Raw genomic sequence first — 25,843 nt, 5'->3', positions numbered from 1 at the left:
GTTGCCTCCTCGGTTGCTCGCGTCGTTTCGGGTGACGTCGGGGGTCGGTCGACCGGTCGCCGGGGGCGCCGGCCGGGATGCGGACCCGCGACGGGGGTCCTACCGTGAGGACGTTGCCGACCTCGGGGGGGCTGGAACGGTGGGACCGCACAACTGGTTCCTCAGCGCACGGGAACGCGCCAACCCGGTGTCAGAGTTACCCGTCTGGATCAGCGGAAACCTTGCGGAGCCGTTAATTCACGGTGCCGTTTACTTCGACCGGCTGGTCGATGAGGTGTCGGCCCTGGAGGCGGGCGACCACCTGTTCTTCACCGACTGGCGCGGCGACCCGGACCAGTTGCTGCGCCCCGACGGGCCGACCGTGGCCCAGCTCTTCGCACAGGCCGCCCAGCGCGGCGTCGTGGTCAAGGGCCTGATCTGGCGCTCCCACCTCGACGCCTTGGCCTACAGCGAGGCGGAGAACCGCAACCTCAGCGAGGCGATCTCCGCCGCCGGCGGCGAGGTGCTGCTCGACCAGCGGGTCCGCCGGGGCGGCTCGCACCACCAGAAGCTGGTGGTGCTGCGCCACCCGCGGGCGCCGGAGCGGGACGTCGCCTTCGCCGGCGGCATCGACCTGTGCCACAGCCGGCGGGACGACGCCGGGCACCGGGGTGACCGGCAGGTCGTGCGGATGTCCGCCCGCTACGGGGAGCGCCCGCCCTGGCACGACGTGCAGCTCGCGGTGCGGGGGCCGGTGGTGGGCGCGCTGGACACCACCTTCCGCGAACGGTGGACCGACCCGATGCCGCTGGACTCGGAGAACCCCCTGGCGTACCTGCGGGACCGGCTGCGCGGCTCGGACCTGCGCCCCGACCCGCTGCCGGACCAGCCGGCCGACCCGCCGCCCTGCGGCCCGCACCACGTCCAGGTGCTGCGCACCTATCCGGCGGTCCGACCGCGCTACTCCTTCGCCCCAAACGGCGAGCGCACGGTGGCCCGCGGCTACGCCAAGGCGGTCCGCCGGGCCCGCCGGCTGATCTACCTGGAGGACCAGTACCTGTGGTCCACGGAGGTGGCCGACCTGTTCGCCCGTGCGCTGCGGGACAACCCCGACCTGCACCTGGTCGCGGTGGTCCCCCGCTATCCGGACGTGGACGGGCGGCTGGCGTTGCCGCCCAACTCCGTCGGCCGAGAGCAGGCGCTGTCGCTGTGCGAGCGGGCGGCCCCGGACCGGGTGCACGTCTTCGACGTGGAGAACCACGCCGGCACGCCGGTGTACGTGCACGCCAAGGTGTGCGTGGTCGACGACGTCTGGGCCAGCGTCGGCAGCGACAATTTCAACCGTCGGTCCTGGACCCATGACAGCGAGCTGTCCTGCGCCGTGCTGGACGACACCCGGGACGGGCGGGCGCCGACGGACCCGGCCGGCCTGGGCGACGGGGCCCGGGTATTCGCCCGGGACCTGCGGCTGCGGCTGTGGCGCGAGCACCTGGACCGGGACCCCGACGGCGGCGAGGACGCCGGCCTGGTCGACCCGGCCGACGCCGTGGCGGCGATCACCGCCGCCGCCGACGCGCTGCGGCGGTGGCACGACTCCGGGCAGGTGGGCCCCCGGCCGCCGGGCCGGTTGCTGCCGCACCGGCCGGAGCGGCTGCCCTGGTACACCCGCGCGTGGGCGCTGCCGGCGTACCGGCTGGTCTACGACCCCGACGGCCGGCCGCTGCGGGCGCGCCGGTCCGGCACCTGGTGAGGCGGCTACGCCGGCACGGTGACGGCGGCGGCCCGGGGGCGTACCGGCCCGGCGGCCCGGGACGCGCCGTCGGGCTCCGGGGTGTACACGGTCAGGCCGCCGGGGTAGGCGAACGACGCGCGCGGGGAGTAGAAGCCGAAGCCGATCGTGAGCGGGTTCTCCGGGCGTAGCGCGTAGAGCGGGTGCCCCGGATCCAGGAACTCCACCGACTCGATCACGAACGGGTCGACCGGCTCGGCGACGAACGGGTACACGCCGCTGAGCAACTGCCCCTCCCGGCCGGTGAAGTACCGGTGATGGCCGCTCCTGATCGTCTGACCCGTCTCCCCGACCTGGCAGCGCGCGCGGATCAGCGGCGTGCCCCCGATCGCCGTCTCGGCGACCAGGCTCTCGCCCCGGTGCTCGATGCTCGTCCGGCCGATCACGGCGGGCGCGCCGCGCACGGCGGCGTAGTCGCGGACCCGCTCGCTGGAGGTCACGTAGTGCGTCCACCAGCCGGCGGGGCCGGCCCCGCCGGGGGCGTCGACCCCGGTCAGGCACACCCCGAGGTAGGTCAGCGAGTGGGCGCCGAAGCCGGAAGTCTGGCTCTCGTCGTCGACGACGTGCTGGTTGATGACGACCTGCCGGTCCGGGCACGGGGTCAACCCTGGGGGCACCAGTGCCGCGACCGCGTGCGGGTCCGCCGGCAGCCAGCTGAAGAACAGCGTGCGGCTGTTCACGACGAGCTGGGGAACGACGGGGTCGAGCACGGCACCTCCGGAGGATGTAACCGCACGTTACGGCCGGTCCCGCACACGGGACAACGACGGAAAGCCGACATTGCCGGCCGGACATCCGCGTCCGCAGGGCCGCACGGCCGGCCGGCGCGACCCGACGGATGCCGAGTCGTCGATGTCCGGCCGACGCCGGCTGGCCGTACGCACCGTGTAAGCCGACTCACACCTGATGGGCTTTTGCCCCCTTTCACGTCCTTGAACGCGGAAAATCACTTAAGCACATCGTACTTTCGGCTAGATTTCGTCAGGCCGATCGGGCTAAGGTAACTTCCGAACGGACATCTGAAGCTAAACCAAAGCGTCACGTCTTTCTATCCGCGGACGAGGTGCAGGGAGGACCACCCATGACCGCGCCAACGATCAGCGAGCAGGCGACCACAGCGGCCCCGAGCACCACCGAGAAGCTCGACCCGCGGGCGCTCACCGACAGCGCCGCCGAGCTGCTCAACGCGATGGCCGCGCTGCCGGCCAACCACCCGTCCCGCGCCGCCCTGCGCGACAAGGCGATCGAGGCCTGGCTGCCGCTAGCCAACCACCTCGCCCACCGCTACAGCGGTCGCGGCGAGCCCACCGACGACCTGGCCCAGACCGCCGCCGTCGGCCTGATCAAGGCGATCGACAAGTTCGACCCGTCGCGGGGCGTCGACTTCGCGGGCTACGCCATCCCGACCATCATCGGCGAGCTCAAGCGGCACTTCCGCGACCGCACCTGGGACATCCGGGTGCCGCGTCGCCTCCAGGAGCTGCGGCTGGCCATCTCCGACGCCAACAGCTCGCTGCTGCAGACCCTCGGCCGCTCGCCGACGGTCGCCGACATCGCCGCCCACCTCAAGCTCACCGAGGAAGAGGTCCTGGAGGGCCTGGAGGGTGCGCGGGCCTACAACGCGGTCTCGCTCTCCACGCCCACCGGCGACGGTGACCGCGCGACGGAGCTGGGCGACATGCTCGGCGGCGAGGACGGCGAGTTCGAGCTGGCCGAGCTGCGGGTCGCCCTCGGCCCGGCGCTGGCCACCCTCGACGAGCGGGAGCAGAAGATCCTCACGCTGCGGTTCTACGGCAATCTGACGCAGTCGCAGATCGCCGAGCAGATCGGCGTGTCGCAGATGCACGTCTCCCGGCTGCTGGCCCGCGCGCTGACCAAGCTGCGGGGGCAGCTCGACGGCACGTACTAGGGGTGGGGGGCGACGGCCGGGTCACCTCACGGGTGACCCGGCCGTCCGTCGTCCAGCGGGTGCGAGACTGGGCCGTGCTCTCGGACGTGCCCCTCGACCTGCCCGTACGGCCGGTGTTGCCGGAGCTGGTCGCGGCGCTGCGCGCGGCCGGCACCGGGGTGCTGGTGGCCCCGCCGGGCACCGGCAAGACCACCCTCGCCCCGCTGGCCGTGGCCGACGAGGTGGCGGGCCGGGTGCTGGTCGCCCAGCCGCGCCGGGTGGCCGCCCGGGCGGCGGCGCGCCGGATGGCCGCGCTGCTCGGTGAGCCCGTCGGCGAGCGGGTCGGGTACGCCGTGCGCGGCGAGCGCCGGTCCGGCCCGCGCACCCGGATCGAGGTGGTCACGACCGGCCTGCTGGTCCGCCGCCTGCACCGCGACCCCGAGCTGGCCGGGGTGGGCGCGGTGCTGCTCGACGAGTGCCACGAGCGGCAGCTCGACGCCGACCTGGCGCTCGCCTTCACGGTGGAGGCCCGGGCCGCGCTCCGCCCCGACCTGTGGCTGCTGGCGATGTCGGCGACCCCCGAGGCGGACCGGTTCGCCGCGCTGCTCGGCGGCGCGGGCGGTGCCGCGCCGGTGGTCCGGGCGTCCTCGGCCCTGCACCCGGTGACGCGGATCTGGGCGCCGCCGCCCCGGCCGGTGGCCGCGCCCGGCGCCGGTCCGGTCGACCGGGGCCTGCTCGACCACGTCGCGGCGACCGTGCGCCGGGCGCTGCGCGAGCACGACGGGGACGTGCTGGTCTTCCTGCCCGGGGCCGGCGAGATCGCCGCCGTCGCGGGCCGGCTGGCCGACCTGCGCGACACGGTCGCCGTGCTCCCCTTGCACGGCCGGCAGCGCGCCGCCGACCAGGACGCGGCGCTGCGGCCGGCCGACCGGCGGCGGGTGGTGCTGGCGACTTCGGTGGCGGAGAGCAGCCTGACGGTGCCGGGGGTCCGGGTGGTGGTGGACGCCGGGCTCTCCCGGGTGGCCCGGACGGACCTGGCCCGGGGCCTGGGCGCGCTGGTCACCGTGCCGGTGTCCCGGGCGGCGGCGACCCAGCGGGCCGGCCGGGCCGGCCGGGAGGCGCCCGGGCACGTCTACCGCTGCTGGTCGGCCGCCACACACGAGCGGCTCGCCGCGCAACCGGAGCCGGAGATCGCCACCGCCGACCTGACCGGCTTCGCCCTGGAACTCGCCGCCTGGGGGTCGCCCGACGGCGCCGGGCTGGCCCTGCCGGACCCGCCCCCGGCCGCGGGGATGACGGTGGCCCGGGACGCCCTCACCACCCTCGGCGCGGTCGACGCGCAGGGCCGGATCACCGACCGGGGCCGGGCGATCGCCGCCGTCGGGGCGCATCCCCGGCTGGCCCGGGCGCTGCTGGACGGGGCGGCCCGGGTGGGCGCCGACCGGGCGGCCGAGGTCGTGGCGCTGCTCGCGGAGGACACCGTCGCCGGGCCGGGAGACGACCTGACCGCCGCGTGGCGCCGGCTGCGCGCGGGCGCGGACCCTGGCGCCACGGCCCGCTGGCGAGCGGAGGTACGCCGCCTGCGCGCCGCCCTGCCCACCGTCGTGTCGGGACCGACGCGGGCGGCCGGCACCGGCCGGGCCCGCCCGACCCACGGCCGCGACGCGGCGACGCCCGGAGACACCGGCCGGCCGACCGACGACCTCGGCCCGGCCGCGAACCCCGGCCGGGACCACCTGACCGACGACCTCGCCGCCGGGCTGCTGGTCGGGCTGGCACACCCCGAGCGGCTGGCCCGGGCGCGGCGGCCGGGCGGCTCGGCGTACCTGATGAGCGGCGGGACCGCGGCGGAGCTGGCACCCGGGTCGGGGCTGGCGGGCGCCGGGTGGCTGGCGGTGGCGGTGGCGGACCGCTCCCCCGGCGCGCCGGCCGCCCGGGTGCGGCTGGCGACCCCGCTCGACGAGGCGACCGCCCGGGAGGCGGGCGGGCCGCTGCTGCGCGCCGAGCGGGAGGTCGGCTGGTCCGGCGAGGACGTGGTGGCGCGTGAGGTGGTGCGGCTGGGCGCGATCGAACTGGCCGAGCGGCCCGTCCGGCCCGGCGCGGAGGAGGTGGCGACGGCGCTGCTGACGGGCCTGCGCCGCACCGGTCTCGGGCTGCTGACCTGGACCCCGGCGGCGCGGGCGCTGCGGGAGCGGCTGGCGTTCTGCCGGCACGCGCTGGGCGGCGACTGGCCCGACGTCGGCGACGAGGCGCTGCTCGCCGACGCGCCGGCCTGGCTCGGCCCGGAGCTGGCCGCCGCCCGCCGCCGGGCGGACCTGGCCCGGGTCGACGTGGTGGGCGCGCTGCGCCGGTTGCTGCCGTGGGCGCTGGCGGCCCGGCTCGACGACGTGGCGCCGGAGCGGATCACCGTGCCGAGCGGTTCCCGCATCCGGCTCGACTACGCCGACCCGGCGGCACCGGTGCTCGCGGTGAAGCTCCAGGAGACGTTCGGCTGGCGGGACGCGCCGCGCATCGCCGACGGCCGGGTGCCCGTGCTGCTGCACCTGCTCTCCCCCGCGGGGCGGCCGGTGGCGGTCACCGCCGACCTGGCGTCGTTCTGGCGCACCGGCTACCCGCAGGTGCGGGCCGAGCTGCGCGGCCGCTACCCGCGCCACCCGTGGCCGGAGGACCCGACCACGGCCGCGCCCACCCGGCACGCCACCCCGCGCCGCCGCTGAGCCGGGCCCTACTCCTCCACCACGTCGGCGACGACGACGGTGACGTTGTCCGGCCCGCCGGCGCGCAGCGCCAGGTCGATCAGCCTGCGGGCGCACTCCGCGCGGTCCGGGTGCTCGGCGAGCACCTCGGCCAGCGTGTCCGGGCGGACGACGTTGGACAGGCCGTCGCTGCACAGCAGCCAGCGGTCGCCGGGCCAGGGCACCATCGTCGCGTACGACGGGGAGACCTCGTCGCCCTGCAGCGCCTGGGTGACCACGGCCCGGCGCGGGTGGCTGCTGGCCTGGTCGGGGGTGATCACCCCCTGGTCGACGAGCATCTGCACGAACGTGTCGTCCCGGGTGATCTGCTTGAGCACCCCTTCCCGGAACAGGTAGGCACGGGAGTCGCCGACGTGGGCGAGGGCCAGGCAGCTGCCCGTCCGGGCGAAGAGCAGGGCGGTCAGGGTGGTGCCCATGCCCTGCCGCTCCGGGTCCTCAACCACCGCCTGGCGGATCCGCGCGGTGGCCAGCTCGATGCCGCTCTGCAGCGCGGCCACCAGCGCGTCCTCCGGGGTCTCCACGTCCAGCGGAGCGACCGCCTCGATGGCGATCGCGCTGGCCAGGTCGCCGGCCGCCATCCCGCCCATGCCGTCGGCGACGGCAACGAGCCAGGGACCGGCGTGCAGGGCGTCCTGGTTCCCACTGCGGATCAGCCCACGGTCGCTCGTTCCCACGGAACGCAGCTTCAGGGTCATGGGTGGCAGCCTGCCAGGCCGAGGGCGCAGTTGTCTCTAGGAGATCAGCACCTCGGCGCGTCGCGCGGCGAATCTCACTGTCGCACGCCCCCGCGGAGGGCCGACGACCCGTCGCCCATATCGAACTGATCGAGCCCTTCGCGGCGGCCGGGGCCGGGACGGTCGGCACCGATTTCGGTGGACGGGGCTCCGGGCGTACGACATGGTGGCCGGCATGGACGACGCGGAGCGGCGGGTCTGGGGGCGGCTTCCCGACGGAGCCCGGGCCGCGCTGGCCGGCCTGCCTCCGGCCGACCTGCGTACGCTGCTGCTGGCGGTGGCCCGGGACCGGGCGGCGGCGGTACGCCCGGCGGATCTGGTCCGCCGCTGGCGGGCGGACCGGTTCACCCGACCGGCGTCGACGGCCGACCCACGCGCGCTGGCCCGCGTCGAGGCCCGCATGTGGGAGCTGCTGCCGGTCGGGTTCGCGGGTGTCGACCTCTCCCCCGTCGTGCCGCTGGGGACCTGCACGGCGGTCGCCCCGGTGAGCCAGAACCGGATCGTCACCACCTTCCGCGCCACCGAGGTGCTCAGCGACCCCACCAACGCTCTCGCCGTCGAGGCCGCGGTACGCCGCCGGGAACGGCCGGCCGACGGAGCTGTCCACCTGGCCGCCTGTCACCGGGTGCTGCGGGCGCAGGACTTCGGCCCGACGTGGTCGGCGCACTTCCGGCTGTTCGCGCTGGTCTCCAGCGCCCGGGACGGCGGCTCGGGCAGCACCCAGGCCCGGCTGCTCACCCTGCACCTGGCGTACTGGCAGCGCGTGCTCGCCGCCCTGGCGCCGCAGGCGCCCGCACGGCTGTCGCTGACCGTGTTCGACAGCCCGGTCGTCGCGGAGCGGATCGCGGACACCGTCCGGCCGGCGCTCGACACGTCGGCCGTGCCGGTGGTGGACGAGCCGGCGCGCCGGCGCGGCCGGGGCTACTACGTCGACGCCGCGCTGCGGATCGCCGTCGGGGACGGCCCGGACGAGGTCGAGCTCGGCGACGGCGGCTTCACGGACTGGACCGCCCGGCTGGCCGGCGACCGCAAGGAGCGCTGCCTCGTCTCCTGCCTGAACACCGAGCGACTCACGGCGCTGGCCGGGCGTGGCACCTTCCTGGTGCAGACCGAAGAACTCCGCCGGCGACTGTCGGCACACGACCGCGGCGGCGATCGATGCGCACCGCTGTAGCACGATGCCCACCGTGACCGAGCAGCGGAGCCTCACCCTGCGTCCCGGCGGCCCCGCCGACGCGCCCGCCGTGCTGCGGCTGCTCGACGACGCGACCGCCTGGCTGGTGGCGCGGGGCCGCACCGGCCAGTGGGGCACCGAGCCGGCCTCGACCGATCCGCGGCGAATCGCGCAGGCCGACGCCTGGGCGACCGGCGGCGGGCTGTGGCTGGCGACGCTCGGCGACCGGCCGGTCGGGGCGCTGGTGGTGGGCGCGGCGACGGACTACGTGCCGCCGGCCACCGAGCCCGAGTTGTACGTCAACCTGCTGGTCACCGATCGGGCGCACAGCGGTTCGGGGATCGGCGGCCGGCTTCTCGCCCATGCCGCCGAGCTGGCCCGTGGGCGCGGGCTCGGCCTGCTCCGGGTCGACTGCTACGCGGGCGGCGACGGCGCGCTGGTCCGCTGGTACGAGCGGCAGGGATTCACCCCCACCGAGCCGTTCACGGTCGAGCGCCCGGGCCGCGACCCGTGGCCCGGCCAGGTCCTCGCCCGCCGCCTGCCCTGATTCCGCACCCGACCTGACTCCGGGGCGGGCTCAGCCGATCTCCTCGTCCACGAAGCACCAGCGCCAGCTCTCCCCCGGCTGGATCGACCGCATGACCGGGTGTGCGGTTTCGGCGAAGTGCGCCGAGGCGTGCTGGTGCGGCGAGGAGTCGCAGCAGCCGACGTGCCCGCAGGTGAGGCAGGACCGCAGGTGCACCCAGTACTCGTTGCCGATGGCCACGCACTCCGGGCAGACGTCGGTGGTCTCCGGCACGGCGTCGCCCGCCCCGGTCAGGTGCTGACAACTCACTCCACGACCTCCCGCCGCAGCAACGACTCTTCCAGGTCCAGCTCCCGGTAGGCGCGCACAAGCACCTCCTCGGGAATGCGGCCGGAGTCCCGGGCGTCCCGGAACACCTCCCGCTCCGCGTCGATCATCTCCTGCCGCAGCCGACCGTACGCCTGGGAGGGCGTCTCCCGCGCGGTGCCGCCGAGACGCTCCCAGGCCAGGTTGGTGCGCTCGTCCAGCACCCGGCGCAGCCGCTCGACCACGGGCGCGGGGGCGGTGTCGGCGAGCGCGTCGAGGCGCTCCCGCGCCGCGCGGCTGGCCTGCTGCTGCACGCCCGCGGCGGAGAGCGCGTCCTGCACCGGGTCGTCGGGCGGCAACTGCATCCGGCGGGCCACCAGCGGCAGGGTGGCGCCCTGGCCGACCAGGGTCACCACGATCACCGCGAAGGCCAGCCAGATGAACAGCGCGCGCGGGTAGGACTCGCCGTCGGCGAGGGTGAGCGGCAGGGCGAGGGCGGCGGCCAGGGTGACCACGCCGCGCATACCGGCCCAGCCGAGCACGATCGGGTAGCGCGGCGACGGCGGGGGCTCCCGGCGACGGATCCCGGGCACCAGCCGGGCCAGGTAGGTGGCCGGGAAGAGCCAGACGAACCGGGTCAGGAAGACGGCGAGCAGCACCGCCGCGGTGATCGCGACCAGGAATCCGGCCGGCTCGTCGAGTTCCCGCAGCACCTCCGGCAGTTGGAGGCCGACCAGCAGGAAGACCAGGCCCTCCAGCAGGAACCGGGTCAGCCGCCAGAACGCCCCGACCTGGAGTCGGGACGCGGCCGACATCAGCCGGGGCAGCCGGTGCCCGAGCGCCAGTCCCGTGACCACCACCGCGACCACGGCGGAGGCGTGGATCTCCTCGGCGGCGAAGGCGACCGCGAACGGGATGATCAGCGACAGCGCGTTGTCCAGCAGCGGGTCGGTGATGTGCCGGTGCAGGAAGCCGAAGACGACCGCGCCGAGCACGCCGACCACGATGCCGCCGCCGGTGGCCGTGACGACCTCCACGGCCACCTCGGTGACGCCGACGGCGGCACCGATGCTGGCCAGGGTGGCGACGCGCAGCAGCACCAGCGCCGTCGCGTCGTTGAGCAGGCTCTCCCCCTCGAGGATCGTCACGACCCGCCGGGGCAGCCCGATGCGCCGGGCCACCGCGGTGGCGGCGACGGCGTCGGGCGGCGCGACCACCGCGCCGAGGGCCAGGCAGACCGCGAACGGCACCGCCGGCAGCATCAGATGTACGACGAGGCCGACCGCGAACGCGGTGAACAGCACCAGCCCGACGGCGAGCAGCAGGATCGGCCGCAGGTTGAGCCGGAACGCCGGCACCGAGGTCTCGAGCGCCGCGACGTAGAGCAGGGGCGGCAGGATGCCCACGAGCACCAGTTCGGGGTCGAGCCGCACCTGCGGGAAGCCCGGCACGAAGGCGAGGGCGAGGCCGAGCACCACGAGCAGGATCGGCGCGAGCAGCCCGAGCCTCCGGGCCAACGCCGCGCCCAGCGTCGCGATCGCGAGGAAGACGACGACGTCGAACAGAGGTTCCATGGGGTACGAGCCTAGGGGCCCGCTCCGCTCACCCGACGCTGCGCAGCTTCGGCAGCACCTCCGCTCCGAACGTGTCGATGAAGGCCCGCTGCTCCTGCCCGACGTGGTGCAGGGCGATCTGGTCGAAGCCGAGGTCCAGGTACTCCTCGAGCCAGCCGACGTGCCGACCCAGGTCGGCGGAGACGTTGACGACCTCGCGGACCCGCTCCATCGGCACCTGCTCCGATACCGCGTCGAAGTGCTCCGCGGTGTCCAGGTCCCAGCAGACCGGCGGCGCGAAGACGTTGCCGCGCCACTGGTCGTACGCGAGCCGCTCGGCCTCGGCCTGCTCCGGCGCCCAGCTCAGGTGCACCTGCAGGTGCAGCGGCCCGCGCCCGCCGGCGCCCCGGTACGCCTCGATCATCTGCCGCAGGTGCGCGGCCGGCGCGTTCACGGTGATCAGCCCGTCCGCCCACTCGGCGCACCAGCGGGCGGTGGCCACGCTGACCGCCGCGCCGATCAGCGCCGGCGGCTGCTCCGGCCGGGTCCACAGCCTGGCCCGGTCGACGCGGACCAAGCCGTCGTGGCTGACCTCCTCGCCGGCCAGCAGCGCGCGGATCACGTCCACGCACTCGCGCAGCCGGGCGTTGCGGACGTCCTTGCGCGGCCAGCCGTCGCCGGTGATGTGCTCGTTGCTCGCCTCGCCGGTGCCCAGCGCGGCCCAGAACCGGCCCGGGTACATCGCCGCGAGGGTGCCGATCGCCTGCGCGACGATCGCCGGGTGGTAACGCTGGCCGGGGGCGTTGACCACGCCGAACGGCAGGTTGGTGGCCTGGAGCGCGGCGCCCAGCCAGGACCAGGCGAAGCCGGACTGGCCCTGCCGCTCGCTCCAGGGGGAGAAATGGTCCGAGGACATGGCGGCGTCGAAGCCCGCCCGCTCGGCGTGGACCACCGCGTCCAGCAGGGCGCGGGGATGGATCTGCTCGTGGGACGCGTGGAAGCCGAACACCGTCATGGCGTCACTCCGTACCCATGACGGTGTCCGACTAAAGCTGTCCCCGCCCGACGCGCTCGGGCGCCGCTACTCGGCGTGCGCGCCCGCGCCGACCGTGGCGGCCCCCTCGCCAACCCAGACGGTCTTGGTGTTGCAGAACTCGCGCATGCCCAGCGCGGAGAGCTCCCGGCCGTAGCCGGAGTTCTTCACCCCGCCGAAGGGCAGTTCCGGGTGGGACGTGGTCATCCCGTTGAGGAAGACGTTGCCGGCGTCCAGGTCGGTGGCGAAGCGCTCCTGCTCCTCGGGGTCGCGGGTCCAGGCGTTCGACCCGAGCCCGAAGGCGGTGCCGTTGGCCACCTCGATCGCCTCGTCGTACGACGACACCCGGTAGAGGCCGGCGACGGGACCGAAGACCTCCTCGGACCACATCCGCATCTCCGGGCTCAGGTCGGTCACCACGGTCGGCGGGTAGAACCAGCCCGGGCCGGCGGGCGGCTCGCCGCCGCAGAGCACGGTGGCCCCCTTGTCGACCGCGTCCCGCACCTGGGCGTGGATCTCGTCGCGCCCGCTCTCGCTGGCCAGCGGGCCGACGTCGGTGTCGGCGTCCATCGGGTCGCCGACCCGCAGGGCCGACATGTGCGCGGCGAACTTCTCGGCGAAGGCGTCGAACACGTCGGCGTGCACGATGAACCGCTTGGCGGCGATGCAGGACTGGCCGTTGTTCTGGCAGCGGGCGGTGGTCGCCACCTCGGCGGCCCGATCGAGGTCCGCCGAGGGCATCACCACGAACGGGTCGCTGCCGCCCAACTCCAGCACCGTCTTCTTCAGCTCCCGGCCGGCGATCTGGGCGATCGAGCGGCCGGCGCCCTCGCTTCCGGTCAGCGTCGCCGCGCGTACGCGGGGGTCGCTGAGCACCCGGTCGACCTCGGCCGAGCCGACCAGCAGCGTGGTGAACGCCCCCTCCGGGAAGCCGGCGCGGCGGAAAAGGTCCTCCAGCAGCAGCGCGGTCTGCGGCACGTTGGAGGCGTGCTTGAGCAGGCCGGTGTTGCCGGCCATCAGCGCCGGTGCGGCGAAGCGCATCACCTGCCAGAGCGGGAAGTTCCACGGCATCACCGCGAGCACCGGCCCGATCGGCTGGTAACGGACGAACGCCCGGGTGGCCTTGACCGCCGCCGCGTCGGCGGGCTCGTCGGCGAGGAACTCGGCGCCCTTCGCCGCGTAGAAGCGGCAGGCCGTGGCGCACTTGGTGACCTCGGCCTTGGCCGCCGCGTACGTCTTGCCCATCTCGGTGGTCATCAGCCGGGCGGTCTCGTCGCGTTCCGCCTCCAGCAGGTCGGCCGCCGCGCTCAGCCACCGCTCGCGCTGCACGATCGTGGTGCCCCGCAGTTGGCGGTACGCCAGGTCGGCGCGCTCGATGGCGGCGTCGATCTGCTCGGCCGACATCGGGTCGTAGCTCTTGAGCACCTGTCCCGTGGCGGGGTTGATGGTCGCGATGGGCATCTCGTACTCCTGTCACTCGAAGAGTGAGTGGCGGGCGCCCGGCTCCTCCCGGCGGCGGGCGGCACGGCGGCGCTGGATGATGATCAGGTCGACCACGGCGACCACGGCGAAGACCACGCAGAGAACTCCCAGCCACACCAGGTCGGCACGGAACGCCAGCACCGCGAACACGGCCATGGTGACCAGCCCGAACCCGGCGAGCAGGAGCCGCATGTTGAGCGCGCTGTAGGCGTGGCCGACCGTGCCACGGGCGCGCCGGGGCTGCGATCTCGTCATTGCACGGACCTACCCCCGACGGGCCGGCTTAACCCGCTCCGCGGCAACCCCGCCCCGGCGGCCTGCGCGCGGGCGGGGCCGGGCCGGCGGTCCCCGGTCGGCCCCGTCGCGCGCCCCGCGCCGCCGCCTCCCCCGGCGAGGGCTGCGCACACGGGCGCGCCGACCACCGACCTCCGAAAAATTCCGTCGCCGGCCGTGAGGCGAGGTGCGGGCCGCGTGGGCCGCGTCACGCCGCCGGTAAGGTGCGTTACACCCGTGCGCCGAGAGCCGTCGGATCCCGCTCCGGCCGGGGAGGATGGTCGGCATGACGATGACCCACGCGCTGCCGGTGACCGTCGCCGTCGCGCGGCGCACCGACCCCGCCCGGACCAGCGAGATGGTGGCCTGGATGCGGGCCGGCACGGCGCTGGCCGAGGCGTTCCCGGGGTTCCTCGGGTCCGGCTGGGTACGCAGCGCGCCCGGCTCCGGCGAATGGCACATCATCTACCGCTTCGCCGACCACGAGACGCTGCGCCGGTGGGAGGAGTCGCCGCAGCGGCACTGGTGGCTGTCCTCGGCGCAGGGCATCGTCGAGCACACCCGGGTGGAGCGGCGCACCGGGATCGAGGGCTGGTTCGACCCGCCGCGGGAGCACGTCGTCGAGACGGTGCCGGTCGACGCCGATCCCACCGTGCCGCCGCCGTCCCCGCCGCGCTGGAAGCAGGCCGTGACGATCTGGTTGGCCTTCTTCCCGCTCAGCCTCACCGCGACGCTGCTGACCGGCCGGTTCCTCGCCGACGTGCCGGCGGCCGCCCGGGTGCTGCTGATGACCCTCACGCTGACCCCGCTGATGACCTACGTGGTGCTGCCCCGGATCACGAGAGCCCTGCACTGGTGGTTGCACGGGCAGCGCCCGCCGTGGCGCCCGGCCCGCTGACCACTCGCCGGGTCCGACGCCGGGCCCGTTGAGTGGCCCCGGCGCCCGACCGACGGACGGCGGCCGATAGCACGTCGAGGCGCGGCGGGACAGGGCTGTGCCGCATAGCCGACAGCAGCAGGTGACCGCACCCGGGCCAGCGCTTACAGTTACCGCGCTGTTGCTCTCCGCTGCGGGACTGGGGAAGAGATGCCTCGACGCTGGGTCGCCGCCGTCGCCTGTCTGCTGGCCCTGGTCGCCCTCGCCTGCGAGGGCGGCGGGGGCTCCGGCTCCCGCCCGCCACGCGAGACGCCGTCGCCGGGCGCGTCCGGCGGCATCGCGGCGCTCGGCGACTCGATCAGCACCGGCTTCGGCTCCTGCCTGGTGCTCACCTCGTGCCAGCGCAACTCCTGGTCCACCGGGGACGGGCTGCGCGTGGACAGCATCTACCGCCGGCTGCTCGACCGCACCCCCGCCATCCGCGGCCGGGCCTACAACCACGCCCGCCCGGGGGCGCGCGCCGAGGCGCTGGCGGGACAGGCCCGGCAGGCGGTACGCGACCGCGTCGACCACGTGACCGTGCTGATCGGCGCCAACGACGTGTGCCGGGGCGGCATCGAGGCCATGACGCCCGTGACGCGGTTCCGCGCCGAGGTGGACCGGGGGCTGCGGGTGCTGCGGCAGGGCCGGCCGAAGGCACGGGTGCTGGTGGTCAGCGTCCCGGACCTGTACCGGCTCTGGGAGGTCGGGCACACCGACAGCCGGGCGGTCCGGGCCTGGAAGCGGGGCGTCTGCCCGGCGTTGCTGGCCAACCCGGCCTCGACGGACCCGCTGGACAGGGCCCGCCGGGCGGCCGTCCGGGAGCGGATCGACGACTACAACGCCCAGCTCGCCGCCGCCTGCAAGGCGTACGGCTCACGCTGCCGATACGACGGCGGGGCGGTGCACCGGGTGCGGTTCGACCTGGACCTCGTCAACCCGCTGGACTGGTTCCACCCCAACGCCGCCGGCCAGGACCGCCTGGCCGAGGTGGCCTGGCGCGCCTTGGGCCTCGCCTCCTGAACCGGCGCAGACCGGTCAACCCCGGCACGGACCGCCTGAACCGGCCGAACCCGCGCATGGGCCGGTCGAACCGGTCAAACGACGGCGCGGACCGGCCGGACCGGTAGTGGCCGGCACGGACCGGCCGAAACCGTCACGGACGGCGGGCCGACCCGAGGGATCAGGGTCGGCGGGGCCCGGGGATGGCGGGCGCGCCGTGGTGGCGGTAGAGGGCGCGGGAACGCTCGGCCAGGTCCTTGGTGGCCGACGAGTTCGCCCAGGTGCCGAGGATGATCGCCGCCCCGGGCACCACCTTGGCGAAGAGCCGCTTCGCCGCGCGCACCCCGGCCATCTGGGCCAGCCGTACGCCCAGGCGCAGCATCACCCTGCCGAGCGGGTTCTGCCCGCCGCTGCCGAACAGGGCACCGGCGCGCTCCCGCCCGGCGGCCACCCCGAGCGCGAGCCGCGCGGTCTCGGCCACCTTGTGCACCTTCTGCAACACCAGCAGGTCGGTGGCCCGGTCGGAGTGCAGCGGGTCGACGCCGTACGCGGCGGCGATGTGCAGCACCATCCGGGCCTGGGTCCAGGCCAGCACGCCCACGTCGATCACGGCGCCGGGCAGCCCGGCCGCCCCGGACACGGCGCCGGAGAGCCGGGCGTGGTTGACGAACTTGCGTACGGCCTGCTCCGCCAGGGCCTCGACGGAGGCCCCGGGCTGCTCGGCCCGGGCCCGCGCGGCCCACTGCGCCGCCTCCGGCCCCAGCCGGCGCACGGCCTCCAGGGCGAGGTGTTCCGGGGCGTACTGCGGATCCTCCCGCATCCGGTCCCAGAGCTTGAGCGGCGGCGCCTCCGGGACGTCCTGCGGAGGCGTCGGCACCACCGTCGGCGGCTGGGGCGCTCCCGCGGCGGGCTGGGTGGGCTGGCCGTCGGCGGGCGCGGAATCGGTCACAGGTTCTCCCGAGGGGTCGGCGAGTCGTCGGTCAGCGGCGGTTCTGGAGCTTGGCCGCGAGGCCCCTCAGCTTCTGCTGGGTGCCGGGCTTGGCCAGCTCGCGCCGGCCGCGGTTGATCAGTTGCTGGCCCTTGGGCGAGCGCAGGAAGGTGCTGATCCGCTGCATCAGAGACATGTCGTCGTCCTCCTGTCGTGGTGCCTCTTCCATGTGTACCTCGGAGCGACAACATCTGTACCCGGGACGCCCGAACCGCAACCGTCCACTGTGGTCGCGGGAAGACTACTGCCCGGCCTCCAGGATCGCCTCGACGACCTCTGCGGCCCGCCACTCGTGCTTGGCGTAGTGCTCGGGGTAGGCCGAGATCTGCACCGCCTGGGCGGCGTCGGTCAGCCGCATGCGCTGCCAGCCGGGCACCTGCGCCAGCGCGGAGAGGAACTGCCGGGTGGCGAACTCCGGGTCCATGAGCTGCCCCACCTCGCCCCACCCGCTGCTGGAACGCTGCTGGAACAGCCCGACCGAGTCGTGGTCCCAGCCGATGCCCTGGTGTGGGTAGTTCTGGGACTCGGGCAGCACCCCGCTGGCGACGTTGTACAGGTTGCTCTCCTGCATCGCGGTGGCGACCGCGATGACGAACGCGCGCCGGGGCATGTCCATCTTCTGCCCCGTCCGCACGATCACCTCGGCGTTCTCCATCTGGGCGTTGTCGAGACCGGCCACGGGAGCGGGGTCGACGGGCTTGCGCTTGGTCTTCTTCGGGGCGGGGGTGGCGGTGTCCGGGTCGGCGGCGGGGGTCGGGCTGGCGGGAGTGGCGGAGGGGGCACGCTCCATGCCGCGCGAGGCGGGGTCACCCTCGGCGCGCTCCGCGAGCGCGGAGGGGGCGGCAACGGGGGCGGCGTCGACGGAGTCGTCCCGGGCGCCCTGGGCGACGGCGGTCAGGCCGAGGCAGCACAGCACGCCGACGGCGAGGGCGACCCGGGCACGGGCCGGCGCGGGCAGCAGCATCCGGGCGTACGTCCCGGCGGAGCGGAGGCCCGCCGGCCGATCGTGCGAGGGGGTATCGTCCGAACGGTCGATCGGGTCACCGGGGGTGATCTGGTGGTCGAGGGTGCGGTCGTCACGCATCAGCCGAGGCTAGGCAGACGCAAACACCGATCACCTGAGGTGATCTCGTGGCATTTTTCACGAAACCGCCCCCACCGACGGGACGCCGCGGCGGTTCTGGGGCGAACCGGGGCCGCACCTCGCAGACCGGGCAGACCTCGCGACGACGCCCGGGCACCCCTCGGGCGCACCGAAGGGGGACGAAGCGGGGGCGACGAGCGCATGATCCCCGAGTTCACCCTTTCGGCCGACAGGGCTGTCCACCTCTCGGCCATCGCTGGGCGTCCGACGGTGGAGTTGCGGGGATACGCCCCGATTGCTGATCACCCGGCGGCCCCTGGGGAGCCGCCGGCAGGAATGCACGAGGATGGCGGGTACGTTCCCCGAACGGGTGCCGCCCGCGCGGCGACCCGTACGCACGACCAGGGAGGTCCGCACCGGTGCTCGACCCACACGAGCTCTACGAACTCATCGACGAGCTGCCCGACCTCGGTCAGCCCGTCCTGATCCAGGCCCTCACCGGGTTCGTCGACGCCGGCAGCGCCACCCGACTGGCCAGGGAGCAGCTGCTCACCTCGCTGGACTCCCGCCCGATCGCCCGGTTCGACGTCGACCAGCTCTTCGACTACCGCTCGCGCCGGCCGGTGATGACCTTCGTCGAGGACCACTGGGAGGCGTACGACGCCCCGGCGCTGGAGCTGCACGTGCTGCGCGACGACGACGAGACGCCCTTCCTGCTGCTCACCGGCCCCGAGCCGGACCTGCAGTGGGAGCGCTTCGTGGCCGCCGTCGGCGCGCTCGCCGCGCGGCTGGACGTCCGGCTCACCGTGGGGCTGAACGCGATCCCGATGGCCGTGCCGCACACCCGCCCCGCCGGGGTGACCGCGCACGCGACCCGGCGCGAGCTGATCGCCGGCTACGAGCCGTGGTTGCAGCGGGTGCAGGTGCCGGGCAGCGTCGGGCACCTGTTGGAGTTCCGCCTCGGCGAGCTGGGCCGCGACGCCCTGGGCTTCGCCGCCCACGTGCCGCACTACGTGGCGCAGACCGAGTACCCGGCCGCCGCCGAGGTGCTGCTCGCCTCCGTGTCCCGCAGCACCGGGTTGCTGCTGCCGCGCGACGGGCTGCGCTCGGCCGCCGAGGTGGTCCGGCAGGAGATCGACCGGCAGGTCGCGCAGACCGACGAGGCCGCCCAACTGGTGCAGGCCCTCGAGGAGCAGTACGACGCGTTCGCGCGCGGCCGGGGCGAGCGGAGCCTGCTCGCCAGGGAGACGGGGCCGCTGCCCACCGCCGACGAGCTGGGCGCCGAGCTGGAGCGGTTCCTGGCCGAGCAGACCCGCCCGGGCGACACCCCGAACACCTGACCGGGCCGTCGGCGCGACACCCCGGGAGCTGACGCGGCGGCACGGGCGCGGATGGGGCAGGCTGGACCCATGCGCCTGGCGACCTGGAACGTGAACTCGGTGAAGGCCCGCCTGCCCCGGCTGCTGGATTGGCTGGCCGGCACCGGGCCGGACGTCGTCTGCCTGCAGGAGACGAAGTGCCCGGACGGGGCCTTCCCGGTGGCCGAGGTCGGCGAGCTGGGCTACCACGTGGCCAGCCACAGCGACGGCCGGTGGAACGGGGTGGCCATCCTGTCCCGGGTCGGCCTGGCCGACGTGGTGGTGGGGTTCCCGGGCGAGCCCGGGTTCCCCGAGCCGGAGGCCCGGGCCATCTCCGCGACCTGCGACGGGGTGCGGGTCTGGTCGGTGTACGTGCCGAACGGCCGCACGCCGGACGACCCGCACTACGCGTACAAGCTGGCCTGGTTCGCGGCGCTGCGGGACGCCCTGGAGACGGAGCTGGCGAGCGGGGTGCCGCTGGCCGTCTGCGGTGACTTCAACGTCGCCCCGACCGACGCCGACGTCTGGGACCCGGCGGTGTTCACCCACTCCACCCACGTCACCCCGGCGGAGCGGGCGGCCCTCGCCGAGCTGCGCGACCTCGGTCTCTCCGACGTGGTGCCCACCCCGATGAAGGGGCCGCACCCGTTCACCTACTGGGACTACCGCGCGGGCATGTTCCACCAGAACAAGGGCATGCGGATCGACCTGGTGTACGCCTCGGCGCCGTTCGCCCGGGCGGTCCGCTCGGCGTACGTGGACCGGGAGGCCCGCAAGGGCAAGGGCCCGTCCGACCACGCCCCGATCGTGGTCGACGCCGACCTGGTTCCGGCGGTCGAGTCGTTCTGAGCCCCGGCGGCGTGACTAGGGTGGAGCCATGGCAGTCGTGAAGATCAACGCGATCGACGTCCCACCCGGCGCGGGCGAGGAGCTGGAGAAGCGGTTCGCCGCCCGCGCCGGCGCCGTGGAGAACTCCCCCGGGTTCCTCGGCTTCGAGCTGCTCCGCCCGGTCGCCGGGGAGAACCGCTACTTCGTGTACACCCGGTGGGAGAGCGAGGAGGCCTACCAGGCGTGGGCCGCCGGCCCCGCCCGCGCCGCCCACGCCGGCACCGGCGAGCGGCGTCCCCCGGTCGCCTCGGGCGCCAGCCTCCTGGAGTTCGAGGTCGTCCAGCAGGTCCCGCCCCGCCCCTGACCCATCCTCCCTCCCGTCGCTTTCCCCGCCGATCACGGGGTTGGCGGCAGCCGAGGAGATCGACGCTGCCGCCGGTCTCGTGGTCGACGGGGCGGAGGTCCCGGGGCGAGGGGATGTGGCCGGGGTCAGGCGGGGCGGGAGGAGAGCAGGGTGGCGAAGGCGATGATGTTGTCGGCGTAGCCCGTCCGGCCGCCGAGCCAGTCGCCGCCGCAGGTGATGAGGCGCAGCCCCGGCGGGCCCTCGTCGCCGTAGACCCGCTCCGCCGGCAGCCGCTCCTTCGGGAAGTGCTCCACCGAGTCGACCCGGAACACCACGACCGAGCGGTCCGCCCGGGTCACCTCGACCGTGTCGCCCGGGCGCAGCTTGTGCAGGTCGTAGAAGACCGACGGGCCGCTCTTGGTGTCCACGTGCCCCACGATGACCGCCGGGCCCGGCTCGCCCGGGGTCGGGCCCCGGTCGTACCAGCCGGTCTCGTCGGCCCGGTCCAGCGGCGGAACGGCGATCGAGCCGTCCCGGGCCTGACCCACGGGGGCCACCGGCGCGGACACCTCGATCGAGGGAATCGACAGGCTCACGGGCCGGCTGGCCGACAGGGCGCCGCTCTCGCCGCGGGCCGGACGCGCATCCCCGGCGCCGGCGGCCCAGTCGAACGGCCCGACGGTCCGGCCCAGCCCCGCCCCCGTGGCGAAGACCCCGGCCAGCACCAGCACCACGGCCAGCGGCACCGACCAGGGACGGCGCCCGGGTGGCGGACGCCGGCGGGCCGCTGCGGGCGGCTGCGGGGCGGGCGAGGTGGCCATGAGCGGGCTCAGCGTCGGGTGCCGCGGACGGAGCGCGGGCGGCGCGCCGCGACCACCGCGAGGACGATGCCGGTGACGGTCAGCGCGAGGCCACCGGGGAGCAGCAGCCCGCCGGTGAACCCGCCATCGCCCCCGCCGAAGCCGGTCGCCGGGCCGCGACTGGGCTTCACCGCCTTGACCACCTGGAGCATGGTCGAGGCGGTCTCCCCGTCGGGGCACTCCAGCTTGATCCGGTAGTTGCCGGGCCGGGTGCGCTCGCGCACCATCGGCGCGGCGGTCAGCAGCCCGAACTGCGGCTGCACCTGCACCCGCCCGAAGGCGTCCGAGACCACCGTCGCGGGGATCGAGTTGTCCCGGCAACTGGCCCGGATGCCGACGAGGAAGCCCGGCTGCACGGTGCTCGGGCTGACCTCGACGAAGACGGTGGGCTCCGGCGGCTTCGGCTGCGGCGGGCCCACCGGCGCGGGCTCCGCCCGCCACCCGACGGCGGGGACGCCCACGGCAACGGGGAGGCCGGAGCCGGGGAAAGCGGTGGTCGGCGGCGCGGCCCCGGCCGGCGCGGCCGCGAGCAGCGGGCCGGCGAGCGCGATCGCCAGCGCCAGACCGCCGCGGTGCACTGACACGACGCCACCTCCCGGCGCGTTGAGGCAGTGCCGGGCAACACCAGGAGCCCGGTCTGCCGTACGGGATGGATCCTCTCATCCCCGGGCGAACATCACATCCGATACGGCGCGGTCGTCGCGTACGCTCGGGTCGTTGTGACCTCCATCGACTCTCCCGCCGCCGCGCCCGCGCCGCCCGCCGCCCGGACGATCCGCACCTTCCATCCGCGCCGCGGCCGGATGAGCAGCCGCCAGACGGAGGCGTTGGACCGGCTCTGGCCGGTCCACGGCCTGCTCGTCCCGGACGAGCCCGGCACGCCGGTGGACCTGGCCGGCCTGTTCGGCCGTCGGGCCCCGGTGGTGGTGGAGATCGGGTCCGGGATGGGCGACACCACCGCCGCGATGGCCGCCGCCGACCCGGATCGAGACTATCTGGCGGTCGAGGTGCACACGCCCGGAATCGCCAACCTACTGGACCTCGTGGACCGGCACGGCCTGCGCAACGTACGGGTGGCGCAGGGCGACGCGCTGGACCTGGTGGCGGGCCTGCCGGCGGGGGCGCTGGACGCGGTGCACGTCTTCTTCCCCGACCCGTGGCCGAAGTCGCGGCACCACAAGCGGCGGATCATCCAGCCGGCCCACGTCGCGCTGCTGCGCTCCCGGCTCGCGCCCGGCGGCACCCTGCACTGCGCCACCGACTGGGCCGAGTACGCCGAGGCGATGCGGGAGACCCTCGACGCCGACCCGGGCCTGGTCAACGCGCACGACGGCTTCGCGCCCCGCCCGCCGCACCGCCCGGTCACCAAGTTCGAGCGCCGGGCCCTGACGGCCGGCCGCCCGATCTTCGACCTGATCTACCGCCGGAGGTGAACGGGAGGCACCTCGCCGCACGCGAGGCGCCCGTCCTCACCCCCGGCCCGCCCGGCGGTTGGCGCGCAGGGGCATGATCCAGGCACCATGGGACCCGCTATGACGCTCACCGCCGCGCTGCCGACAAGCGCCGACCCCGACACCCTCTACGACGCGTTCGCCGGCTGGGCGAAGGAGCGCGGTCTCGACCTCTACCCCCACCAGGAGGAGGCGGTCATCGAGATCGTCTCCGGCGCCAACGTGATCATGAATACGCCGACCGGCTCCGGCAAGAGCCTGGTCGCGATCGCGGCGCACTTCGCGGCCCTGGCCGACGACCGGACCACCTTCTACACCGCCCCGATCAAGGCCCTGGTGTCGGAGAAGTTCTTCGCCCTCTGCGAGGTCTTCGGCGCCGACAACGTGGGCATGCTGACCGGCGACGCCAGCGTCAACGCGGACGCCCCGATCATCTGCTGCACCGCCGAGATCCTGGCCAACCTCGCGCTGCGCGAGGGCGACCGGGCCGACGTCGGCCAGGTGATCATGGACGAGTTCCACTTCTACGCCGAGCCGGACCGCGGCTGGGCGTGGCAGGTGCCGCTGATCGAGCTGCCGCAGGCCCAGTTCGTCCTCATGTCGGCCACGCTCGGCGACACCACCCGCTTCGTCGACGACCTGACCCGGCGCACCGGCCGGCCCACCGCCGTCGTCCGCTCGGCCGAGCGGCCGGTCCCGCTCCTCTTCTCGTACGCGATGACGCCGCTGCACGAGACCCTGGAGGAGCTGCTGGAGACCAAGCAGGCACCGGTCTACGTCGTGCACTTCACCCAGGCCGCCGCCCTGGAACGCGCCCAGGCCCTGATGAGCGTGAACGTCTGCACCCGGGCCGAGAAGGACATGATCGCCCAGGCCATCGGGAACTTCCGGTTCACCTCCGGCTTCGGAAAGACCCTGTCCCGGCTGGTCCGGCACGGCATCGGCGTGCACCACGCCGGCATGCTGCCCAAGTACCGCCGCCTCGTGGAGACCCTCGCCCAGGCCGGCCTGCTCAAGGTCATCTGCGGCACCGACACCCTCGGCGTCGGGATCAACGTGCCGATCCGCACCGTGCTGTTCACCGGCCTGTCGAAGTACGACGGCGTGCGTACGCGGCTGCTCAAGGCCCGCGAGTTCCACCAGATCGCCGGGCGGGCCGGCCGGGCCGGCTTCGACACCATCGGCCGGGTGGTGGTGCAGGCCCCGGAGCACGTCATCGACAACGAGAAGGCCCTGGCCAAGGCCGGCGACGACCCGAAGAAGCGGCGCAAGGTGGTGCGCAAGAAGCCGCCGGAGGGGTCGATCGGCTGGGGCAAGCCCACCTTCGAGCGCCTGGTCGAGGCCGAGCCCGAGCCACTGACGTCCAGCTTCCAGGTCAGCCACTCGATGCTGCTCAACGTGATCGGCCGCCCCGGCGACGCGTTCGCGGCGATGCGGCACCTGCTCACCGACAACCACGAGGACCGGGCCGCCCAGCGCCGGCACATCCGGCGCGCCATCGCGATCTACCGGGCGCTGCGCGCCGGCGGGGTGGTCGAGCAGCTCGACGAGCCGGACGAGACCGGCCGGCGGGTGCGCCTCACCGTCGACCTCCAGCTCGACTTCGCCCTCAACCAGCCGCTGTCGCCGCTGGCCCTCGCGGCGATCGAGCTGCTCGACGTCGAGTCCCCCTCGTACGCCCTCGACGTGCTCTCGGTGATCGAGTCGATCCTCGACGACCCGCGCCAGGTGCTCTCCGCGCAGCAGTTCAAGGCCCGCGGCGAGGCGGTCGCCGCGATGAAGGCCGAGGGCATCGAGTACGAGGCCCGGCTCGAACTGCTCGACGAGGTGACCTGGCCCAAGCCCCTCGCGGAGCTGCTGGAGTCGGCGTACGAGATGTACCGGCAGGGGCACCCGTGGGTGGCCGACCACCAGCTCTCCCCCAAGTCCGTCGTGCGGGACATGTACGAGCGGGCGATGACCTTCACGGAGTACGTCCAGTTCTACGGCCTGTCCCGTTCCGAGGGCCTCGTCCTGCGCTACCTCGCGGACGCGTACAAGACGCTGCGGCAGACCGTGCCCGAGGACGCGAAGACCGAGGAGCTGGTCGACCTCATCGAGTGGCTCGGCGAGCTGGTCCGCCAGGTCGACTCCAGCCTGATCGACGAGTGGGAGCGGCTGCGCAACCCCACCGACGCCGCAGAGGCGGCCGAGGCGCTGGACGACCGGGTCCCGGCGGTCACCCGCAACGCCCGCGCCTTCCGGGTGCTGGTGCGCAACGCCCTGTTCCGCCGGGTCGAGCTGGCCGCGCTGCGCCGCTGGTACGACCTCGGCGAGCTGGACGGCGCGTCGGGCTGGGACGCGGACGCCTGGGCCGACGCGCTGGAGCCGTACTTCGAGGCGTACGACTCGATCGGGGTGGGGCCGGACGCGCGCGGGCCGGCCCTGCTCATGATCGAGCAGGGCCGGGAGAAGTGGACGGTCCGGCAGATCCTGGACGACCCGGAGGGCGACCACGACTGGGGCATCAGCGCCGAGGTCGACCTCGCCGCCTCCGACGAGGCGGGCGCCGCCGTCGTCCGGGTCACTTCCGTGGGGCAGCTCTAGTTTCTTGCTCGGGAAAGACCGTCCACGATGCTGGGCAGTCCCTTCCGGGCGCGCGGGCCCGCCGTGGACGAACGGGCCCGGCCCGGTCAGGTGCCGCTGGTTCGTGCCGCCGTGACAGCCACCGTGGTGTACGACACGGTGACGCTGCCCCCCGACGCGTCGACAGCGGCCCCGACCCCGTCCAGCACCTCCGCCAGTTCCTTCGGCGGGAGCCGGGTGAGAAGACCCTGGGTGGGTATCAGGTCGAGCAACTCGTCGCGGGTGTAGGACTGTTCCCAGTCGAATCGCCACTGCTCGGGTTCGCCGAACCCGCCCACCGCGCGGATCCCGTCGGCGGCCCTGGTCACCAGCGGCTGGTACGCGTCCAAGCCCTGCTTGTCCGGTGCGAAGGTGAACGGCGAGTCGGGCACCACCCGCTGGTAGACCGCGGCGAGGGCCTGCGCCACATCGGGTGGGAGCTGGAACACGTGCCAGAACGGCGCGAGAAGGCCACCGGGCCGCAGCACCCGGGCGGCCTTGGCCGCGCCGGCGATCGGGTCGACCCAGTGCCAGGCCGTCCCGGCGATGGCCGCGTCGAACGTCCGACCGGCGGCGTCCCAGGCTTCGAACGTCGCCACCTCGACCTCGACCCCGCTGCGTCGGGCGAAGTCGGCCATCCGCGCGTCGGGTTCGACCCCGAGCACCGCGCAACCGGCCGCCTGGAACTGCCGGGCCTCGATGCCGGTGCCGCAGCCGACGTTCACAACTTCCGGTCCGGGACTGACGGCGACGATCCGCCGCACCATCGCGCTGGGGTAGCGGGGCCGGGCCCGGTCGTAGCGTGCCGCGTCGACGCCGAACGACTCCGCGATCTCTCGGGCCTGATGGGCCTCGCGCCGGGAGGCCCGGGAATGCTCTGGAGGTAGAGTGGGCATGCGCCCACCTTAAGTGGGCG

The 25,843-nt window shown here is 74.6% G+C and carries 25 protein-coding genes; 12 read left to right on the top strand and 13 right to left on the bottom strand.

The annotated features are described in order from the left end of the window. Positions 1-187 precede the first annotated feature (187 nt). On the top strand, positions 188-1,729 hold the full coding sequence (locus tag ACFY23_RS21430) for a phospholipase D family protein (protein WP_387038717.1): 1,542 nt from the start codon (positions 188-190) through the stop codon (positions 1,727-1,729). Between the two features lie 5 nt (positions 1,730-1,734). Here the strand turns inward: ACFY23_RS21430 and ACFY23_RS21425 are convergent, their stop codons facing one another. Beyond that, on the bottom strand, positions 1,735-2,478 hold the full coding sequence (locus ACFY23_RS21425) for a hypothetical protein (RefSeq protein ID WP_350682858.1): 744 nt from the start codon (positions 2,476-2,478) through the stop codon (positions 1,735-1,737). A gap of 371 nt (positions 2,479-2,849) precedes the next feature. Here ACFY23_RS21425 and ACFY23_RS21420 point away from each other — a divergent pair, with 371 nt between their 5' ends. Continuing rightward, positions 2,850-3,677 (top strand): SigB/SigF/SigG family RNA polymerase sigma factor, encoded by an 828-nt coding sequence (locus tag ACFY23_RS21420; protein WP_350682860.1) that lies wholly within the window; start codon positions 2,850-2,852, stop codon positions 3,675-3,677. A 74-nt stretch (positions 3,678-3,751) separates the two neighbouring features. Beyond that, positions 3,752-6,373, top strand: a complete 2,622-nt coding sequence (locus ACFY23_RS21415) for an ATP-dependent helicase C-terminal domain-containing protein (RefSeq protein ID WP_350682911.1) — start codon at positions 3,752-3,754, stop codon at positions 6,371-6,373. 8 nt (positions 6,374-6,381) lie between these two features. Here ACFY23_RS21415 and ACFY23_RS21410 read toward each other — a convergent pair whose 3' ends face one another. Next, entirely contained in the window at positions 6,382-7,107 is a 726-nt protein-coding gene (locus ACFY23_RS21410) for a protein phosphatase 2C domain-containing protein (RefSeq protein WP_350682862.1), read from the bottom strand. 214 nt (positions 7,108-7,321) lie between these two features. On the opposite strand from ACFY23_RS21410, the gene ACFY23_RS21405 reads away from it, so the two are divergent. After that, a complete protein-coding gene (locus tag ACFY23_RS21405) occupies positions 7,322-8,320 on the top strand; it encodes a hypothetical protein (RefSeq protein ID WP_350682864.1) in 999 nt (332 codons plus the stop codon). 13 nt (positions 8,321-8,333) lie between these two features. Further along, positions 8,334-8,867 (top strand): GNAT family N-acetyltransferase, encoded by a 534-nt coding sequence (locus ACFY23_RS21400; RefSeq protein ID WP_350682866.1) that lies wholly within the window; start codon positions 8,334-8,336, stop codon positions 8,865-8,867. A 30-nt stretch (positions 8,868-8,897) separates the two neighbouring features. Here ACFY23_RS21400 and ACFY23_RS21395 read toward each other — a convergent pair whose 3' ends face one another. From ACFY23_RS21395 to ACFY23_RS21375, 5 genes are all read right to left on the bottom strand, one after another. After that, positions 8,898-9,155 carry a UBP-type zinc finger domain-containing protein gene (locus ACFY23_RS21395; RefSeq protein WP_350682868.1) on the bottom strand — a complete coding sequence of 86 codons (258 nt, stop codon included), beginning with the start codon at positions 9,153-9,155 and terminating at the stop codon, positions 8,898-8,900. Further along, on the bottom strand, positions 9,152-10,726 hold the full coding sequence (locus ACFY23_RS21390) for a Na+/H+ antiporter (protein ID WP_350682870.1): 1,575 nt from the start codon (positions 10,724-10,726) through the stop codon (positions 9,152-9,154). Before ACFY23_RS21390 ends, ACFY23_RS21395 begins: the two co-directional genes overlap by 4 nt. Before the next feature lie 28 nt (positions 10,727-10,754). After that, on the bottom strand, positions 10,755-11,720 hold the full coding sequence (locus tag ACFY23_RS21385) for a TIGR03885 family FMN-dependent LLM class oxidoreductase (protein ID WP_350682872.1): 966 nt from the start codon (positions 11,718-11,720) through the stop codon (positions 10,755-10,757). Between the two features lie 66 nt (positions 11,721-11,786). After that, positions 11,787-13,199, bottom strand: a complete 1,413-nt coding sequence (locus tag ACFY23_RS21380) for an NADP-dependent succinic semialdehyde dehydrogenase (RefSeq protein ID WP_350682874.1) — start codon at positions 13,197-13,199, stop codon at positions 11,787-11,789. 12 nt (positions 13,200-13,211) lie between these two features. Then, on the bottom strand, positions 13,212-13,475 hold the full coding sequence (locus ACFY23_RS21375; protein WP_350682876.1) for a DUF6343 family protein: 264 nt from the start codon (positions 13,473-13,475) through the stop codon (positions 13,212-13,214). 304 nt (positions 13,476-13,779) lie between these two features. On the opposite strand from ACFY23_RS21375, the gene ACFY23_RS21370 reads away from it, so the two are divergent. Both ACFY23_RS21370 and ACFY23_RS21365 read left to right on the top strand, forming a co-directional pair. Then, on the top strand, positions 13,780-14,391 hold the full coding sequence (locus ACFY23_RS21370) for an antibiotic biosynthesis monooxygenase (protein WP_350682878.1): 612 nt from the start codon (positions 13,780-13,782) through the stop codon (positions 14,389-14,391). A gap of 189 nt (positions 14,392-14,580) precedes the next feature. Continuing rightward, the gene (locus ACFY23_RS21365) at positions 14,581-15,432 is read left to right on the top strand and encodes a GDSL-type esterase/lipase family protein (protein ID WP_350819225.1); all 852 of its coding nucleotides are present in this window, start codon (positions 14,581-14,583) and stop codon (positions 15,430-15,432) included. A 160-nt stretch (positions 15,433-15,592) separates the two neighbouring features. Here ACFY23_RS21365 and ACFY23_RS21360 read toward each other — a convergent pair whose 3' ends face one another. From ACFY23_RS21360 to ACFY23_RS21350, 3 genes are all read right to left on the bottom strand, one after another. Then, positions 15,593-16,360, bottom strand: a complete 768-nt coding sequence (locus tag ACFY23_RS21360) for an EcsC family protein (protein ID WP_350682882.1) — start codon at positions 16,358-16,360, stop codon at positions 15,593-15,595. A gap of 31 nt (positions 16,361-16,391) precedes the next feature. Beyond that, the gene (locus ACFY23_RS21355) at positions 16,392-16,535 is read right to left on the bottom strand and encodes a hypothetical protein (protein WP_350682884.1); all 144 of its coding nucleotides are present in this window, start codon (positions 16,533-16,535) and stop codon (positions 16,392-16,394) included. A 105-nt stretch (positions 16,536-16,640) separates the two neighbouring features. Then, entirely contained in the window at positions 16,641-17,483 is an 843-nt protein-coding gene (locus ACFY23_RS21350) for a peptidase M23 (RefSeq protein WP_350682886.1), read from the bottom strand. Between the two features lie 419 nt (positions 17,484-17,902). Between ACFY23_RS21350 and ACFY23_RS21345 the strand changes: the two genes are divergently transcribed. The 3 genes from ACFY23_RS21345 (at position 17,903) to ACFY23_RS21335 (ending at position 20,033) form a co-directional block, all read left to right on the top strand. Continuing rightward, positions 17,903-18,823: a PAC2 family protein gene (locus ACFY23_RS21345; RefSeq protein ID WP_350682888.1), complete on the top strand. Its 921-nt coding sequence runs from the start codon at positions 17,903-17,905 to the stop codon at positions 18,821-18,823. A 69-nt stretch (positions 18,824-18,892) separates the two neighbouring features. Then, a complete protein-coding gene (locus ACFY23_RS21340; RefSeq protein ID WP_350682890.1) occupies positions 18,893-19,690 on the top strand; it encodes an exodeoxyribonuclease III in 798 nt (265 codons plus the stop codon). A gap of 28 nt (positions 19,691-19,718) precedes the next feature. Then, positions 19,719-20,033 (top strand): antibiotic biosynthesis monooxygenase, encoded by a 315-nt coding sequence (locus ACFY23_RS21335; RefSeq protein ID WP_350682892.1) that lies wholly within the window; start codon positions 19,719-19,721, stop codon positions 20,031-20,033. A 125-nt stretch (positions 20,034-20,158) separates the two neighbouring features. On the opposite strand, the gene ACFY23_RS21330 is transcribed toward ACFY23_RS21335, so the two are convergent. Next, on the bottom strand, positions 20,159-20,833 hold the full coding sequence (locus ACFY23_RS21330) for a class F sortase (protein ID WP_350682894.1): 675 nt from the start codon (positions 20,831-20,833) through the stop codon (positions 20,159-20,161). 8 nt (positions 20,834-20,841) lie between these two features. Then, on the bottom strand, positions 20,842-21,456 hold the full coding sequence (locus ACFY23_RS21325; protein ID WP_387038702.1) for a hypothetical protein: 615 nt from the start codon (positions 21,454-21,456) through the stop codon (positions 20,842-20,844). Positions 21,457-21,675: 219 nt separating this feature from the next. Here ACFY23_RS21325 and trmB point away from each other — a divergent pair, with 219 nt between their 5' ends. Both trmB and ACFY23_RS21315 read left to right on the top strand, forming a co-directional pair. Continuing rightward, complete coding sequence (gene trmB / locus ACFY23_RS21320; protein ID WP_350682915.1) at positions 21,676-22,305, top strand: tRNA (guanosine(46)-N7)-methyltransferase TrmB; 630 nt, start codon at positions 21,676-21,678, stop codon at positions 22,303-22,305. A 99-nt stretch (positions 22,306-22,404) separates the two neighbouring features. After that, the gene (locus tag ACFY23_RS21315; RefSeq protein ID WP_350682896.1) at positions 22,405-24,909 is read left to right on the top strand and encodes a DUF3516 domain-containing protein; all 2,505 of its coding nucleotides are present in this window, start codon (positions 22,405-22,407) and stop codon (positions 24,907-24,909) included. 86 nt (positions 24,910-24,995) lie between these two features. Here the strand turns inward: ACFY23_RS21315 and ACFY23_RS21310 are convergent, their stop codons facing one another. Beyond that, a complete protein-coding gene (locus tag ACFY23_RS21310) occupies positions 24,996-25,823 on the bottom strand; it encodes a class I SAM-dependent methyltransferase (protein ID WP_350819224.1) in 828 nt (275 codons plus the stop codon). Positions 25,824-25,843: the final 20 nt, after the last annotated feature.

Origin of the sequence: Micromonospora sp. NPDC000121, from assembly GCF_042899165.1 — a bacterium.
Taxonomy (GTDB): Bacteria; Actinomycetota; Actinomycetes; order Mycobacteriales; family Micromonosporaceae; genus Micromonospora.
Note: the sequence above shows the minus strand (reverse complement) of the source record. Positions and strands in the feature narration are given on the sequence as shown.

Coding starts and splice junctions, on each gene's coding strand:
- ACFY23_RS21420 (WP_350682860.1), top strand. CDS start 2,850: ATGACCGCGCCAACGATCAGCGAGCAGGCGACCACAGCGGCCCCGAGC.
- ACFY23_RS21410 (WP_350682862.1), bottom strand. CDS start 7,107: ATGACCCTGAAGCTGCGTTCCGTGGGAACGAGCGACCGTGGGCTGATC.
- ACFY23_RS21405 (WP_350682864.1), top strand. CDS start 7,322: ATGGACGACGCGGAGCGGCGGGTCTGGGGGCGGCTTCCCGACGGAGCC.
- ACFY23_RS21390 (WP_350682870.1), bottom strand. CDS start 10,726: ATGGAACCTCTGTTCGACGTCGTCGTCTTCCTCGCGATCGCGACGCTG.
- ACFY23_RS21385 (WP_350682872.1), bottom strand. CDS start 11,720: ATGACGGTGTTCGGCTTCCACGCGTCCCACGAGCAGATCCATCCCCGC.
- ACFY23_RS21380 (WP_350682874.1), bottom strand. CDS start 13,199: ATGCCCATCGCGACCATCAACCCCGCCACGGGACAGGTGCTCAAGAGC.
- ACFY23_RS21375 (WP_350682876.1), bottom strand. CDS start 13,475: ATGACGAGATCGCAGCCCCGGCGCGCCCGTGGCACGGTCGGCCACGCC.
- ACFY23_RS21370 (WP_350682878.1), top strand. CDS start 13,780: ATGACGATGACCCACGCGCTGCCGGTGACCGTCGCCGTCGCGCGGCGC.
- ACFY23_RS21365 (WP_350819225.1), top strand. CDS start 14,581: ATGCCTCGACGCTGGGTCGCCGCCGTCGCCTGTCTGCTGGCCCTGGTC.
- ACFY23_RS21355 (WP_350682884.1), bottom strand. CDS start 16,535: ATGTCTCTGATGCAGCGGATCAGCACCTTCCTGCGCTCGCCCAAGGGC.
- ACFY23_RS21350 (WP_350682886.1), bottom strand. CDS start 17,483: ATGCGTGACGACCGCACCCTCGACCACCAGATCACCCCCGGTGACCCG.
- ACFY23_RS21340 (WP_350682890.1), top strand. CDS start 18,893: ATGCGCCTGGCGACCTGGAACGTGAACTCGGTGAAGGCCCGCCTGCCC.
- ACFY23_RS21335 (WP_350682892.1), top strand. CDS start 19,719: ATGGCAGTCGTGAAGATCAACGCGATCGACGTCCCACCCGGCGCGGGC.
- ACFY23_RS21330 (WP_350682894.1), bottom strand. CDS start 20,833: ATGGCCACCTCGCCCGCCCCGCAGCCGCCCGCAGCGGCCCGCCGGCGT.
- trmB (WP_350682915.1), top strand. CDS start 21,676: ATGAGCAGCCGCCAGACGGAGGCGTTGGACCGGCTCTGGCCGGTCCAC.
- ACFY23_RS21315 (WP_350682896.1), top strand. CDS start 22,405: ATGACGCTCACCGCCGCGCTGCCGACAAGCGCCGACCCCGACACCCTC.
- ACFY23_RS21310 (WP_350819224.1), bottom strand. CDS start 25,823: ATGCCCACTCTACCTCCAGAGCATTCCCGGGCCTCCCGGCGCGAGGCC.